Here is a 13,428-nt window from a genome sequence, read left to right as displayed (position 1 = left end):
CCACCCGGCTTTTTTTACTCATAGTAATTATAAATCCCCGCCGGCATCACCAGCGATGACGCCACTTCGTAGGCCTTCTCGCGCCCGACCAGCAGGTCAATAATCTTTAAGCCAAAATCAATCGCGGTGCCCGGGCCCTGGCTGGTCAGCAGGTTGACGCGCGGGTCCCAGACGACGCGTTTATCCACCCAGTGCTCGTCCGGGATCGTATCCTTAAGCCCCGGGAAGCCGGTCATATTGCCGATGGGGAAGATATCGTGCGGAACCAGAACCGTTCCGGCGGCGGCGCAGATGGCTGCGACGATACGGCCGGATAGATGAAACTGACGCACGGTCTCCACCAGCAGCGGGCTGTCGCGGAAACATTCCGCGCCTTTTAAGCCGCCGGGCAGCACGATGATGTCGAAATCTCCGTCCGCCACGTGTACCAGCGGGGCATCCGCGAGGATTTTTACCCCGCGTGAACAGGTGATTGCCAGATTGCCGTCGCTGGCGACGCTGGCGGTGGTGACCTTAATGCCGCCGCGCACCATCAAATCAATGGCGGTGACCGCTTCCATCTCTTCGCTACCAGGGGCGAGGCATACCAGTGCTGACGCGCTCATATTCATTTTCCTTACGTTTTACCCGATCGTACAGGCGGGCGTTTTCCGGCACCGCGATACCGTGCGCACGGGCGCGCTTTAGCAGATAGCCGGTGATGTAGTCGATTTCGGTGTGGCGTAACGCCCGCACGTCCTGCAGCATCGAGGAGATGTTTTCTGCAGTGCTATCAATCACCTGCTCGACATAATAGCGTAAATCATCCGCCGAGGTGTGTAAGCCCTCACGCTCAACGACCGAAGCCACCTCTTCGCACAGCGCCGCGATTTCCTGCGGATGGTTTTTTAGCGCGCCGTTTGGACAGTCCCACAGCGCCGTCAGCGGGTTGATCACGCAGTTTACCGCCAGCTTGCGCCACAGCTGAGGGCGGATGTTGTTGTGCCAGGCGACATCCGGCAATACGTTCTGCAGCACGTCGGCGAGATAGCTGTAGTCGCCATCATGCGTCCTCGCGGGGCCAATATGCGTCACGCCGCTGGCAACGTGCACGATAATATTGCCGTCGCGACGCGCGGCGTGCGTCGTTGTCGCCATAAGCAGAGGCTGCGCAACGCTTTTCAACTCATCAATGGTCCCCATGCCGTTATGCAACAGCAGTATGGGAGAAGTGGAGGGGAGCTGCGCCGCCAGCGTCTTTACCGCGTCTGAGACCTGCCACGCCTTGAGCGTCACCAGCAGGAGGTCGCTTTTTGCCAGGAAATCGGGATCGTTCGCGGTGAGGGATTCGTTAAAGATACTTCCGTCTTCGCTAATCAGGTTTACACTGCAATAGGGCTGGGGCACGCGCAGCCAGCCCTGAACCTCATGTCCGTGCTTGCACAGCGCGGTCATCCACAGCTGACCAAGCGCTCCGCATCCGAGCACCGTAATTTTCATTGTTCCTCCTCACCTGCAACTGCGCCAGGTGTTACAGCTTAATTATACAGCTAAGCTTCTGTTGAGTTATGCCTCGTAGCGGGTATTATGCAACGCAACAAAAGTGAAGGGAGAAGAAAAGATGCCATCTTTCGATATTGTTTCCGAAGTTGATATCCAGGAAGTTCGCAACGGCGTTGAGAACGCAACCCGCGAAGTTGAGTCACGTTTCGATTTTCGTGGCGTTGAGGCGTCGTTTGAGCTGAACGACGCAAATAAGACCATTAAGGTGCTGAGCGAATCTGATTTCCAGGTGAATCAGCTGCTCGACATTCTGCGCGCCAAGCTGTTAAAGCGCGGCATCGAAGGAACGTCTCTGGACGTGCCGGAAGAGTTTGTGCACAGCGGCAAGAACTGGTTTGTTGAAGCCAAGCTTAAGCAGGGCATCGAGAGCGCGGTGCAGAGGAAGATCGTGAAGCTCATCAAAGACAGCAAGCTGAAGGTGCAGGCGCAGATCCAGGGCGAAGAGATTCGCGTGACCGGTAAGTCCCGCGACGACCTCCAGTCCGTAATGGCGCTGGTGCGCGGCGGCGATCTGGGACAGCCGTTCCAGTTTAAAAACTTCCGCGATTAATACAATAAAGCCCGGCTTCACCGGGCTTTTTTTACGCCTTTAGGGCCTGCTCGACCTCGAAGCGGTTGGTCACCTTGCTGTCTATTTTGACGTAAGCGCTGCGCTCTTCCGGGACAATCAACACCTCCGTCACGCCCTCTTTGACTTCCAGACGCTGCTTCAGCGCGTCGCTGATTTCCACATCCTCCGGAATTTCAACCCGCAGGCTGCTCACGTAGCGCGGCTCTTTCATGGTGCTGGCGACCAGCAGCCAGATCGTCGCCAGCAGCGCACCGGCGAGAAACACGGTTTGAGAGTCAAACAGACCGTCCACCCAGCCGCCGAGCGAGCCGCCGATCGCCACGCCGAGGAACTGGCTGGTGGAGTAGATGCCCATCGCCGTGCCTTTATACCCGGCGGGTGACTCTTTGCTGATCAGCGACGGGAGCAGGGCTTCCATCAGGTTAAAGGCCAGGAAGAACAGCTGCACGCCGGCAATTAGCTCCCAGAAGTGCGGACCGGCACCCCAGAGCACAATCTCGGCAACCAGCAGGACCGCCACGCAGCCCACGAAGACGCGCTTCATTTTGCGCTTCACTTCGGCGTAGATGATGAACGGCACGACGGAGACAAAGGAAATCAGCATCGTGACCAGATAGATTTTCCAGTGCTCAGACGCCGGGAAACCCGCAGCGGCAAGCTGGCCGGGCAGGGCGACAAAGGTCGACATCAGCAGGATGTGCAGACACATAATGCCAAAATTGAGCTTCAGCAGGCGCGGCTCGACAATCACTTTGCTGAAGCAGCCTTTTACCATCCCCGATTCACGGTTCAGAACATGGTTCTTGCTGTCCGGCACCACCCACAGGGTTAAGGCAATGCCGATGGTGGCCAGCACGGCAATCATCCAGAACAGGGCGTGCAGGCCCAGCTTGTGCGTGATGATGGGGCCCAGCACCATCGCAATCGCAAACGTCACGCCAAAGCTGACTCCGATAAACGCCATCGCTTTGGTGCGGTTTTGCTCGCGCGTTAAGTCTGACAGCAGCGCCATGACGGCGGCGGCAATCGCGCCGGAACCCTGCAGGGCGCGGCCGAGAATAATTCCCCAGATGGAGTGGGAGAGGGCGGCAATCACGCTTCCGAGCACAAAGACCAGCAGCCCGCCGACGATCAGCGGCTTGCGGCCCACCCGGTCAGAGAGAAGGCCAAACGGAATCTGGAACACCGCCTGCGCCAGACCGTAAATGCCAATTGCGAGCCCAATCAGCGCCTCGCTGGCCCCCTGCAGCGCCATACCGTACGTGGTCAGAACAGGCAGGACCATAAACATGCCGAGCATCCGTAGCGAGAAGACAGTCCCTAAGCCCCAGGTCGCGCGAAGCTCGCCTGGCGTCATTTTATAATCGTTCATTACCACCTCAGTTCAAAAGCAGGCACTAGTTTAGGCGGGGTGTTAATTGCGGTAAATAGGCGTTTGTTTAAGAGATATTACCATCGTGCAAAACCGCATCGGGTGGCGGCGATGCCTTACCCGACCTACCGATCCCGTATGCCCGTGCAAGCGTAGAGCCGCCGGGCAAAAAAAAAGCCAGGTGATTAACCTGGCTTTTTCAATTCAGCACGCTTACCAGACGTAAGTCAGCAGGTTATGTGAATCCGGCACCATGAAGTCTACGGACATCATCACGGACAGCGAGGTGATGGCAACAATCGAGAACACAAACAGCTTACGTGCCCAGACTTTGTCATCTTCCACTTTGTAGCCGCGCAGCGCCATACCGAGCCACCAGACGCTCACCGCTGCCGCTACCGCCAGATATTTATACCCGGCGTAACCGCCCAGAGAGAGCATCAGCGTTGCCACGGCAAAGGCGATGATGTACAGCGTGATGTGGTTCTTGGCAACGGAGATGCCCTTCACGACCGGCAGAACCGGGATGTTCGCTGCCTGATAATCCTTAAAGCGGAAAATCGCGATGGCATAGGAGTGCGGCATCTGCCACAGGCTAAAGATAGCCAGCAGGATCAGCGCACCGCTGTCGAACTCGTTCGTGACCGCGCAGTAGCCAATCACCGGCGGCGCAGCGCCGGAGAGAGAACCAATCAGCGTGCCGTAGACGGAGTGACGTTTCATATACAGGCTGTAGACGCCCACATACACCACGAACCCCATCACCCCCAGCCAGCAGGCCAGCGGGTTAGCACCAAACCACAGCAGCATAAAGCCAGCAATACCCAGCAAGGTGGCGTACACCAGCGAGACGGAAGGGGCGATCAGGCCTTTCACCAGCACCCGATTTTTGGTCCTTTCCATCTTCTTGTCGATATCCATGTCGATGTAGTTGTTAAATACACAACCGGACGCAACAACCAGTGACACACCGACCAGCGTGTAGATAAAGAGGGTGTAATCAATGCTGCCCTTAGAGGCCAGCAGGAACCCTCCGATCACGGAGATCAGGTTGCCAAAGATGATGCCTGGTTTCGTAACTTGCAGGTATTGCTTAAACATACTCGCCGCTCTTAGTGAACCATCATGTTGTAGTTGAGGTTCCACATAATCCAGATGGAACCGACTACCAGGATAGCGATGATAATCACGGTAAAGATAAAGGCGGTCATATTCCAGCCTTCATCGGACTTGGTGTTCATGTGCAGGAAGCAAACCAGATGCACCAGAATCTGAATCACCGCGGTCACCAGGATTGCACCCAGGATAACCGGTTTAGACGCAGAACCGCTCATCACCATCCAGAACGGGATCACCGTCAGAATGATCGACAGGATGAAACCTGTCATGTAGGTTTTTACGCTGCCGTGGGAAGCGCCATGATCGTTAGAATGACTCATTACATCGCCCCCATCAGATAAACAACAGAGAACACACAGATCCACACCACGTCCAGGAAGTGCCAGAACAGGCTCAGGCACAGGATACGGGTACGGTTAGTGCTGGTCAGGCCGCGACGGGAGATCTGGAACATCAGTACCGCCATCCAGATCAGACCCGAGGTCACGTGCAGACCGTGGGTGCCGACCAGCGCGAAGAACGCTGACAGGAAGCCACTGCGATCCGGACCAAAACCTTCCATAATCAGGTGATGGAATTCATAGATTTCCATCCCGATAAATCCAGCACCAAACAGCCAGGTCAACGCCAGCCAGGAGACAACCTGGCTCTTGTTGTTTTTGTACATGGCGATAGCCGCCATGCCGTAGGTGATGGAGCTGAATAACAGCAGTGCGGTTTCAACCAGAACGAACGGCAGTTCAAAGATGTCCTTGCCGGTCGGGCCGCCCGCCGTGCCGTTCACCAGAACGGCATAGGTCGCGAACAGACAGCAGAACAGAATGCAGTCGCTCATCAGGTAGATCCAGAAACCGAAGACTTTGGTCGGTCCTGTATCGTGGTGCGCATGTTCATGCGCGTGGGCAGTTGAGTGCGCCAGAGTATCAGTTGCCATTTTTCAGCCCCGCTTTAGAAATCTCGTCGAAATGCTGATTTTCCAGCTTCTCGACTTCACGGACTGGTACGTAGTAGTCCACGTCCTCGTCAAAGCTCTTCACAATCCAGCTGATTACGATGCCGGCGAAGCCAACAATCGCCATCCACCAGATGTGCCAGATCATTGCGAAACCAAATACCGTTGCGAAGGCGGCAATAACAATGCCCGCACCGCTGTTTTTCGGCATGTGGATCTCTTCGTAATGAGCAGGTTGCTTGTACGCTTCACCTTTTTCTTTCATTTCCCAGAATGCGTCGCGTTCATGAACCTGCGGCACGATGGCAAAGTTATAGAAAGGCGGTGGAGAAGAGGTTGCCCACTCCAGCGTACGGCCACCCCATGGGTCACCGGTCAGGTCACGGTTCTGGTCGCGGTCGCGAATAGACACGTAGAACTGAATCAGCTGAGACGCGATACCGCAGGCAATCAGCACGGCGCCTCCCGCTGCAACCATCAGCATTGGGTGGAACTGTGGATCGATCTGCTGGCTCAGACGACGGGTCATACCCATGAAGCCCAGCACGTACAGCGGCATAAATGCCACGAAGAAGCCGATGATCCAGAACCAGAAGGCGCGTTTACCCCATTTTTCGTTCAGCGTGAAGCCGAACGCTTTTGGCCACCAGTAGGTTACGCCAGCGAAGCAGCCGAAGACCACGCCACCGATGATAACGTTATGGAAGTGCGCAATCAGGAACAGGCTGTTGTGCAGAACGAAGTCAGCGCCCGGTACCGCCAGCAGTACGCCGGTCATCCCACCTACGGAGAAGGTGACGATGAAGCCGATGGTCCACAGCATCGCTGAGTGGAACACGATACGGCCCTGGTACATGGTGAACAGCCAGTTGAAGATCTTCACCCCGGTCGGGATGGCGATAATCATGGTGGTGATACCGAAGAAGGCGTTTACGTTCGCGCCCGCACCCATGGTGAAGAAGTGGTGCAGCCAAACGATGAACGACAGAACGGTAATACACACGGTTGCCCACACCAGAGAGGTGTAACCAAACAGACGTTTACGCGAGAAGGTTGCCGCGATTTCGGAGAACACACCGAACACAGGCAGAACCAGAATGTACACTTCCGGGTGACCCCAGGCCCAAATCAGGTTGATGTACATCATCATGTTGCCACCCATATCGTTCGTGAAGAAATGGGTGCCCAGGTAGCGGTCCAGGGTCAGCAGCGCAATGGTGACGGTCAGAATTGGGAATGACGCGATAATCAGGATGTTGGCGCACAGAGATGCCCAGGTAAATACCGGCATCTTGAACATGGTCATGCCAGGGGCACGCATCTTGATAATGGTCACGAAGAAGTTAATACCGGTCAGGGTAGTACCGACACCGGAGAGCTGAAGCGCCCAAATCCAGTAGTCGACGCCAACGCCCGGACTGTACTCAATTCCTGACAGCGGCGGATAAGCCAGCCAGCCGGTCTGCGCGAATTCGCCCACGCCCAGTGACAGGTTAACCAGGATAACGCCGACAACCGTGAACCAGAAGCTCAGGTTGTTCAGGAACGGGAACGCCACGTCGCGCGCGCCAATCTGCAGCGGAACGACTACGTTCATCAGACCGATAACCAGCGGCATCGCCACGAAGAAGATCATGATAACGCCGTGGGCGGTAAAGATCTGATCGTAGTGGTGCGGCGGCAGGAAGCCGGCTTCACCCGCAGAAGCGAGTGCCTGCTGGCTACGCATCATGATCGCATCCGCAAAGCCACGAATTAACATGACGATACCGACGATGCAGTACATGATACCGAGTTTTTTGTGGTCAACCGAAGTCAGCCACTCGTTCCACAGGTAGCTCCACTTACCGAAGTAAGTGATCAGGGCCAGTAAGGCCGCGCCACCAATGATAATTGCAGCCACCGTAACCACGATAATCGGTTCATGGTAGGGCACTGCATCCAGTGTCAATTTTCCGAACATTTTCTTCCTCGGCCCCTTAGTGAGCGGTTTCCGCGTGGCTCATGTTCATGCCTTCCATACCTTCGTGCGCGCTGTGCTCGCCTTCAGGCTGAGTCATGTCCATGCTCTTGCCGTGATCCATAAATTTGCCAATAACGTCTTTGAACAAATCAGGTTTCACATTAGAGAAGTACTCCACCTTGTTGTATTCGCTAGGTGCAGCCACTTTTTCGAACGCCGCCATGTCAGACATGGTGTTTGGAGACTGCTTCGCTTTTTCAACCCACTGGTCGAAAGCGGCACGGTCTGGCGTTGCAATAGCTTTGAACTTCATACCTGAGAAGCCCGGGCCGCTATAGCTGGCGGAGATACCATCATAGGTGCCTGCTTCATTCGCGATCAGGTGCAGGTTGGTCTGCATACCGGCCATCGCGTAAATCTGGCTACCCAGACGTGGGATGAAGAAGGAGTTCATTACGGAGTTGGAGGTCACTTTGAACTGAACCGGAGTGTTCGCCGGGAAGGCGATTTCATTCACGGTAGCAATACCCTGCTCTGGATAGATGAAGAACCATTTCCAGTCCATGGAGACCACTTCAATGGTAATAGGTTTCTCATCGTGAACCAGCGGTTTGCTTGGCTCAAGTGCGTGAGTGGTTTTCCAGGTCAGTACGGCAAGGAACAGGATGATCAGGATAGGTACCGTCCAGACCACAGCTTCCACTTTATTGGAGTGTGACCAGTTAGGGCTATACTTCGCATCTTTATTGCTCGCACGATACTTCCAGGCGAAACCAACAGCCATCAAAATGGCAGGAATAACCACAATCAACATCAGGCCAAAAGCCGTCAGTATCAGTGAACGTTGTTCCAGTCCAATCTGTCCTTTGGGGTCTAGTAGTGCAGAATCGCAGCCACTGAGTAATACAGTGCCCGCGAATAATGACAACCATCCCAAACTTTTATTGTATTTCCCGAGTCTCATTTAACGACCTCAATTCCACGGAGTCTGGTGGCGTTTAAAGTGTGCGGGCATTTTACGGGAAGGTTACATTACTGTAAACATCATTAGGCCTGTGTCAGGAAGGTGTTACTGGGTTCTGCCGCACGTGTCACAAGTGTTGCAAATTATGTCGAATTTTATGACCGAAGCCGCATGGCGTGGGCTTTATAACGAAAGGACCCCCAAGCATACCTTAAAAGGGGCAATTGGTATAACCATTGTTAAAAATAAACAAAAAATTAACAATTAATTATCAATAAAAAGACATCTAAAAAACGAAAAATCAAACTATCGAATGCTGAATCGTTTAATGAAAAATAGCGTTTTGGAACCGTAGCCAATAATTTCCAAATCCTATCCCGCACAAAACAACAAATATTTTTTTACTGGTGTTGGCTATTTCGCCGTTATAATTTCGCTTAGTGATTACAACGGGAAATAACCTTTCGCCTTTTTCTTCAGGTCATCTGCGTTTTACGCAACGCCATGAAATCGAGTAGTCCCCCGGTCAGGATCCCGGCGATAGCCAGCAGCGCGCCAGCGTCCAGCAGCAGGGCTTCGAACGGCAGTGCCAGCGACGTGCTGGCGTGAATAATCAGCACCACAAGCCAGAGTGCCAGCGCAACGCAGCCCGCCATTAACAGACATAACGCAAAACGGTAGGCGCGGTGATATTCCGTGCGCGGCATAAAGTGCTCTGTCCGCTGGGTATATTCCAGCGTCTGACGGCAGACCAGCAGCAATAAAATTCCCGGCACGGCAGCCACGACCGAAAAGAGATAAAAGGTTGGCCAACCGTGGGCTTCTACGAACCAGCCGGCAATCGGGCCAACGTACACGCGGCCAACGGCGGAGAGCGCCGAGAGCAGCGCGAACTGGGTAGCGGAAAACGACTTGTTGCACAGGGTCATCAGCAGGGCGACAAATGCCGCTGTGCCCATGCCGCCGCAGAGGTTTTCGAAGAACACCGCCGCGGCCATGCTGATCGTATGTTTGTCGGTGATCGACAGCAGCCAGTAGCCAGCGTTAGAGGCGCCCTGAAGGATGCCGAAAATCAACAGCGCGCGGAACAGCGTCAGGCGCTGCATCAGCACGCCGCCATACAGCGCCCCGACAATGGTCGCAAACAGCCCCAGCGTTTTATTCACCACGCCCACTTCCCCGGCGTCAAAACCAACACCGCGGATCAGGAAGGTGGTGGTCAGGCTCATGGCAAAGGCATCGCCAAGCTTGTAAAGGACGATAAGTAGCAGGATCAGCCAGGCGTTGTTGCGGCCAAAGAAGTCTCGCAGCGGTTCGGCAACGGCCTGCTCCAGCGAGCGGGGAACCGGGATAACATCGCTCGGTTCGGGCGCGAAGAGCGTTGCGATAATGCAGGGGATCAGCAGGGCGGCCATCAGCCAGTACATGCCCTGCCAGCCGAGGTAACGGTCGGCCAGCCACAGCGCCAGCCCGCCGGAGACCAGCATCCCAAGGCGATAGCCCAGCACGCTAATGGCGGCACCTGCGCCGCGCTCTTCCGCAGGTAATACGTCCGTCTTCCAGGCGTCGAACACGATATCCTGAGAGGCAGAACAGAAGGCAATCACCACCGCAAGCGCGGCCATCCAGCGAAGCTGCGTGGTGGGTTCAAGAAAACCCATTCCCGCGATGGCCAGCAGTAGGAGGATCTGCGTCATCACCAGCCAGCCGCGTCGACGCCCGAGGAAAGGCGGCGTGTAGCGATCCATGACCGGGGACCACAGGAACTTAAAGACATAGGCCTGGCCCACAAGCGAGAAGAAGCCGATGGTTTTAAGATCGATATTCTCAACCGTCATCCACGCCTGAAGCGTGCCGGAGGTGAGCGCGAGGGGTAAACCCGAGGCAAAGCCGAGGATCAGCAGAATCGCTGATTTCGGTTGCTGGAAAATGCGTAAGTAATGACTGGACATGTTTTATAAAACTGACCCGGCGATTTACCGGGTCAGTTGGCAGGATTAACGCGCGTTCTGCTTGATGAAGTCGTGAATGCTGGTGTCCTGCGCCATATCGGAAATGGTATCCGTCAGCACGCTGTTAACCGCATCAGCAATATTTTTATTCGACGCCTGGAACGCGCCTTCGACAGAGTAGCTCGCACGGTAGTTCTTGGTCATCTTATTGCCGTTCTTCGCGGTTGCGATGATGGCGATATCCGCTTTAGTGGCGATGTTGTAGCGTACGTTACCCTGAGAGACGTCAGCGTACAGGTTGTTCACGATGATCTGCAGATCTACCGCGCCGCTTGGGCCAACCATATAGCCACGGGAGGTCATCTGTTTCTCCAGCACTTCCTGCAGCAGGAAGCGCAGGTCGCGGGACGCGGTCAGGGTCACCTGCTGGTTATCGCGGGTCACTTTTGCCAGGGCCTGATCCTGACGCTGATCGGCACCGTTAATGCTCACGGTAACGCCCATCAGGCTTGGGTCCTGCTGAGGCAGCGTGATTTTTGGTGAGACATCAATGGTGGTCGGCGGGGTAGCGCAGCCTGCCAGCATAAAAAGGGCTACCAACGGAAAGAAGAGTTTTTTTAACATTTTCGGGTTCTCAACGAATCGTAAGCATATAAAGAGAAAAATTGTCGCCATCATAACATCGCCAACGGCGAGGGGAAGTGGTCAACGCATGTAAATTCATCGCCTTGTCCGAAATCTGACCAGTTCCCCGATTTTCCCAATCCGTGTATGACAAAAGGTATGAGTTTCACAGTGAACTTCATTCGTTTGAATGAGAAAATCAGACGAAAGCTAAATATTTGTTGTCAAGATGTAATGGAAACGGTAAAAGCGGCTAACATTTAAAGGGATGGGTGACATCCTGGCGTTGTCGGAGGAGTAATTTCATGATGATACGTGAGCATATAGAAGATAAATTAAGGGCAGCGTTCAACCCTGTGTTCCTCGAAGTCGTCGACGAAAGCTATCGTCATAACGTGCCGGCAGGTTCTGAAAGCCACTTTAAAGTGGTTCTGGTCAGCGATCGCTTCACGGGAGAACGTTTCCTGAATCGACACCGCTTGATCTACAGCACCTTGACGGAAGAACTCTCCACGACCGTGCATGCGCTGGCACTGCATACTTACACCATTAAGGAATGGGAAGGTTTGCAGGATACGGTCTTCGCATCGCCGCCCTGTCGCGGTGCAGGCACTATCGCCTGATAAATCGGATTTGCAACGGCTGGAGCTTTTCCAGTATGTTGCTTACAGATTTCCTCAAAACGGCCTCCGGGCCGTTTTGTTTTGTCTGAGTTTTGAGCGGATGGTGCGATTTTAAGGCTAAAAATAGCCTTAAAGTGTGAAAAAAGCCGCAGCAACATGCTCCAACCGTTCTCGACTCACCTAAGTGATGCCGCTATAATGCCGCGTCTTATTGAATGTCTTCGGGATGATTCTGGCGACAGGGAATGTGAATCTGCACTAAGAGAGCATCCCGGTATAACAGACAGATTCAGAGTTGACCGAGCACTGTGATTTTTTTGAGGTAACAAGATGCAAGTTTCAGTTGAAACCACTCAAGGCCTTGGCCGCCGTGTAACGATTACTATCGCTGCTGACAGCATCGAAACTGCTGTGAAAAGCGAGCTGGTCAACGTAGCAAAAAAAGTACGTATTGACGGCTTCCGCAAGGGCAAAGTACCAATGAATGTTGTTGCTCAGCGTTATGGCGCTTCCGTGCGTCAGGATGTGCTGGGTGAACTGATGAGCCGTAACTTTATTGATGCGATCATCAAAGAAAAAATCAATCCGGCCGGTGCGCCAAACTACGTTCCAGGCGAATACAAACTGGGCGAAGACTTCACCTACTCCGTAGAGTTCGAAGTGTACCCGGAAGTTGAGCTGAAAGGTCTGGAATCTATCGAAGTTGAAAAGCCGATTGTCTCCGTGACTGACGAAGACGTTGACGGCATGCTGGATACCCTGCGCAAGCAGCAGGCTAACTGGAAAGAGAAAGACGGCGCTGTTGACGCGGAAGACCGTGTCACCATCGACTTCACCGGTTCTGTAGACGGCGAAGAGTTCGAAGGCGGCAAAGCGTCTGACTTCGTACTGGCAATGGGCCAGGGTCGTATGATCCCAGGCTTCGAAGACGGTATCAAAGGCCACAAGGCTGGCGAAGAGTTCACCATCGACGTGACCTTCCCGGAAGAGTACCACGCTGAAAACCTGAAAGGTAAAGCAGCGAAGTTCGTGATCAACCTGAAGAAAGTGGAAGAGCGCGAACTGCCAGAACTGACTGAAGAGTTCATCAAGCGTTTCGGCGTTGAAGATGGTTCCGTAGCGGGTCTGCGTACCGAAGTGCGTAAAAACATGGAACGCGAGCTGAACGGCGCGGTGCGTAACCGTGTGAAATCTCAGGCGATCGAAGGTCTGGTGAAAGCCAACGAAATCGACGTTCCAGCTGCCCTGATCGACAGCGAAATCGACGTTCTGCGCCGTCAGGCTGCACAGCGTTTCGGTGGCAACCAGCAGCAAGCGATGGAACTGCCGCGCGAGCTGTTCGAAGAGCAAGCCAAACGTCGCGTTGTGGTTGGCCTGCTGCTGGGCGAAGTGATTCGTACCCACGAGCTGAAAGCTGACGAAGAGCGTGTGAAAGGCCTGATAGAAGAGATGGCGTCTGCATACGAAGATCCATCAGAAGTGATCGAGTTCTACGGTAAGAACAAAGAGCTGATGGACAACATGCGCAACGTTGCCCTGGAAGAGCAGGCTGTTGAAGCGGTACTGGCGAAAGCGAAAGTGACCGAAAAAGCGACCTCTTTCAACGAACTGATGAACCAGCAGGCGTAATTTCGCCCCAACGGTTTAAAGTTTGAACAGAAAACCCGTTGCCTTGCGGCAGCGGGTTTTTTTTATCGCAGCCTGAGCCCAGGAAGAGTGCTAAAACGCCCTTTCGGTGTTAGCGTA

General features: G+C 54.2%; 13 protein-coding genes. 3 read left to right on the top strand and 10 right to left on the bottom strand.

The features are described from left to right. Positions 1-14: 14 nt before the first annotated feature. Both yajL and panE read right to left on the bottom strand, forming a co-directional pair. Positions 15-605: a protein deglycase YajL gene (yajL, locus tag ACJBF3_RS08995; protein ID WP_045328341.1), complete on the bottom strand. Its 591-nt coding sequence runs from the start codon at positions 603-605 to the stop codon at positions 15-17. Next, positions 568-1,479 (bottom strand): 2-dehydropantoate 2-reductase, encoded by a 912-nt coding sequence (gene panE, locus ACJBF3_RS08990; protein WP_406544948.1) that lies wholly within the window; start codon positions 1,477-1,479, stop codon positions 568-570. The genes yajL and panE overlap by 38 nt, the downstream gene beginning before the upstream one ends. A gap of 121 nt (positions 1,480-1,600) precedes the next feature. On the opposite strand from panE, the gene ACJBF3_RS08985 reads away from it, so the two are divergent. Further along, positions 1,601-2,092 carry a YajQ family cyclic di-GMP-binding protein gene (locus ACJBF3_RS08985; RefSeq protein ID WP_045328345.1) on the top strand — a complete coding sequence of 164 codons (492 nt, stop codon included), beginning with the start codon at positions 1,601-1,603 and terminating at the stop codon, positions 2,090-2,092. Between the two features lie 31 nt (positions 2,093-2,123). Here ACJBF3_RS08985 and ACJBF3_RS08980 read toward each other — a convergent pair whose 3' ends face one another. The 8 genes from ACJBF3_RS08980 to ACJBF3_RS08945 form a co-directional block, all read right to left on the bottom strand. Next, entirely contained in the window at positions 2,124-3,485 is a 1,362-nt protein-coding gene (locus ACJBF3_RS08980; RefSeq protein ID WP_045328347.1) for an MFS transporter, read from the bottom strand. Positions 3,486-3,698: 213 nt separating this feature from the next. Further along, positions 3,699-4,586, bottom strand: coding sequence for a heme o synthase (gene cyoE, locus ACJBF3_RS08975; protein ID WP_013095848.1), 888 nt, complete (start codon positions 4,584-4,586; stop codon positions 3,699-3,701). A gap of 11 nt (positions 4,587-4,597) precedes the next feature. After that, positions 4,598-4,924 (bottom strand): cytochrome o ubiquinol oxidase subunit IV, encoded by a 327-nt coding sequence (locus ACJBF3_RS08970; protein WP_006176899.1) that lies wholly within the window; start codon positions 4,922-4,924, stop codon positions 4,598-4,600. After that, on the bottom strand, positions 4,924-5,538 hold the full coding sequence (locus ACJBF3_RS08965) for a cytochrome o ubiquinol oxidase subunit III (RefSeq protein WP_008503324.1): 615 nt from the start codon (positions 5,536-5,538) through the stop codon (positions 4,924-4,926). The genes ACJBF3_RS08970 and ACJBF3_RS08965 overlap by 1 nt, the downstream gene beginning before the upstream one ends. Continuing rightward, positions 5,528-7,519 carry a cytochrome o ubiquinol oxidase subunit I gene (gene cyoB, locus ACJBF3_RS08960; RefSeq protein WP_014168864.1) on the bottom strand — a complete coding sequence of 664 codons (1,992 nt, stop codon included), beginning with the start codon at positions 7,517-7,519 and terminating at the stop codon, positions 5,528-5,530. Before cyoB ends, ACJBF3_RS08965 begins: the two co-directional genes overlap by 11 nt. A 16-nt stretch (positions 7,520-7,535) precedes the next feature. Next, positions 7,536-8,483, bottom strand: coding sequence for a cytochrome o ubiquinol oxidase subunit II (gene cyoA / locus ACJBF3_RS08955; RefSeq protein WP_045328350.1), 948 nt, complete (start codon positions 8,481-8,483; stop codon positions 7,536-7,538). 476 nt (positions 8,484-8,959) lie between these two features. Beyond that, the gene (gene ampG, locus ACJBF3_RS08950; protein WP_045328351.1) at positions 8,960-10,435 is read right to left on the bottom strand and encodes a muropeptide MFS transporter AmpG; all 1,476 of its coding nucleotides are present in this window, start codon (positions 10,433-10,435) and stop codon (positions 8,960-8,962) included. A gap of 45 nt (positions 10,436-10,480) precedes the next feature. Further along, entirely contained in the window at positions 10,481-11,059 is a 579-nt protein-coding gene (locus ACJBF3_RS08945; protein ID WP_028017643.1) for a lipoprotein, read from the bottom strand. A gap of 305 nt (positions 11,060-11,364) precedes the next feature. Here ACJBF3_RS08945 and bolA point away from each other — a divergent pair, with 305 nt between their 5' ends. After that, positions 11,365-11,682: a transcriptional regulator BolA gene (gene bolA, locus ACJBF3_RS08940; protein ID WP_021241655.1), complete on the top strand. Its 318-nt coding sequence runs from the start codon at positions 11,365-11,367 to the stop codon at positions 11,680-11,682. 330 nt (positions 11,683-12,012) lie between these two features. After that, positions 12,013-13,311 carry a trigger factor gene (gene tig / locus ACJBF3_RS08935; protein ID WP_045328353.1) on the top strand — a complete coding sequence of 433 codons (1,299 nt, stop codon included), beginning with the start codon at positions 12,013-12,015 and terminating at the stop codon, positions 13,309-13,311. Positions 13,312-13,428 lie beyond the last annotated feature (117 nt).

Origin of the sequence: Enterobacter sp. PP-008-ECC_S150 (assembly GCF_045257065.1) — a bacterium.
Taxonomy (GTDB): Bacteria; Pseudomonadota; Gammaproteobacteria; order Enterobacterales; family Enterobacteriaceae; genus Enterobacter; species Enterobacter chengduensis.
The sequence above is the reverse complement of the archived record's forward strand: the minus strand, read 5'-3'. Positions and strand labels throughout refer to the sequence as shown.

Bases quoted from the DNA above. Each gene is read 5' to 3' on its own strand.
- yajL (WP_045328341.1), bottom strand. From the start codon at position 605: ATGAGCGCGTCAGCACTGGTATGCCTCGCCCCTGGTAGCGAAGAGATG.
- panE (WP_406544948.1), bottom strand. From the start codon at position 1,479: ATGAAAATTACGGTGCTCGGATGCGGAGCGCTTGGTCAGCTGTGGATG.
- ACJBF3_RS08985 (WP_045328345.1), top strand. From the start codon at position 1,601: ATGCCATCTTTCGATATTGTTTCCGAAGTTGATATCCAGGAAGTTCGC.
- ACJBF3_RS08980 (WP_045328347.1), bottom strand. From the start codon at position 3,485: ATGAACGATTATAAAATGACGCCAGGCGAGCTTCGCGCGACCTGGGGC.
- cyoE (WP_013095848.1), bottom strand. From the start codon at position 4,586: ATGTTTAAGCAATACCTGCAAGTTACGAAACCAGGCATCATCTTTGGC.
- ACJBF3_RS08970 (WP_006176899.1), bottom strand. From the start codon at position 4,924: ATGAGTCATTCTAACGATCATGGCGCTTCCCACGGCAGCGTAAAAACC.
- ACJBF3_RS08965 (WP_008503324.1), bottom strand. From the start codon at position 5,538: ATGGCAACTGATACTCTGGCGCACTCAACTGCCCACGCGCATGAACAT.
- cyoB (WP_014168864.1), bottom strand. From the start codon at position 7,519: ATGTTCGGAAAATTGACACTGGATGCAGTGCCCTACCATGAACCGATT.
- cyoA (WP_045328350.1), bottom strand. From the start codon at position 8,483: ATGAGACTCGGGAAATACAATAAAAGTTTGGGATGGTTGTCATTATTC.
- ampG (WP_045328351.1), bottom strand. From the start codon at position 10,435: ATGTCCAGTCATTACTTACGCATTTTCCAGCAACCGAAATCAGCGATT.
- ACJBF3_RS08945 (WP_028017643.1), bottom strand. From the start codon at position 11,059: ATGTTAAAAAAACTCTTCTTTCCGTTGGTAGCCCTTTTTATGCTGGCA.
- bolA (WP_021241655.1), top strand. From the start codon at position 11,365: ATGATGATACGTGAGCATATAGAAGATAAATTAAGGGCAGCGTTCAAC.
- tig (WP_045328353.1), top strand. From the start codon at position 12,013: ATGCAAGTTTCAGTTGAAACCACTCAAGGCCTTGGCCGCCGTGTAACG.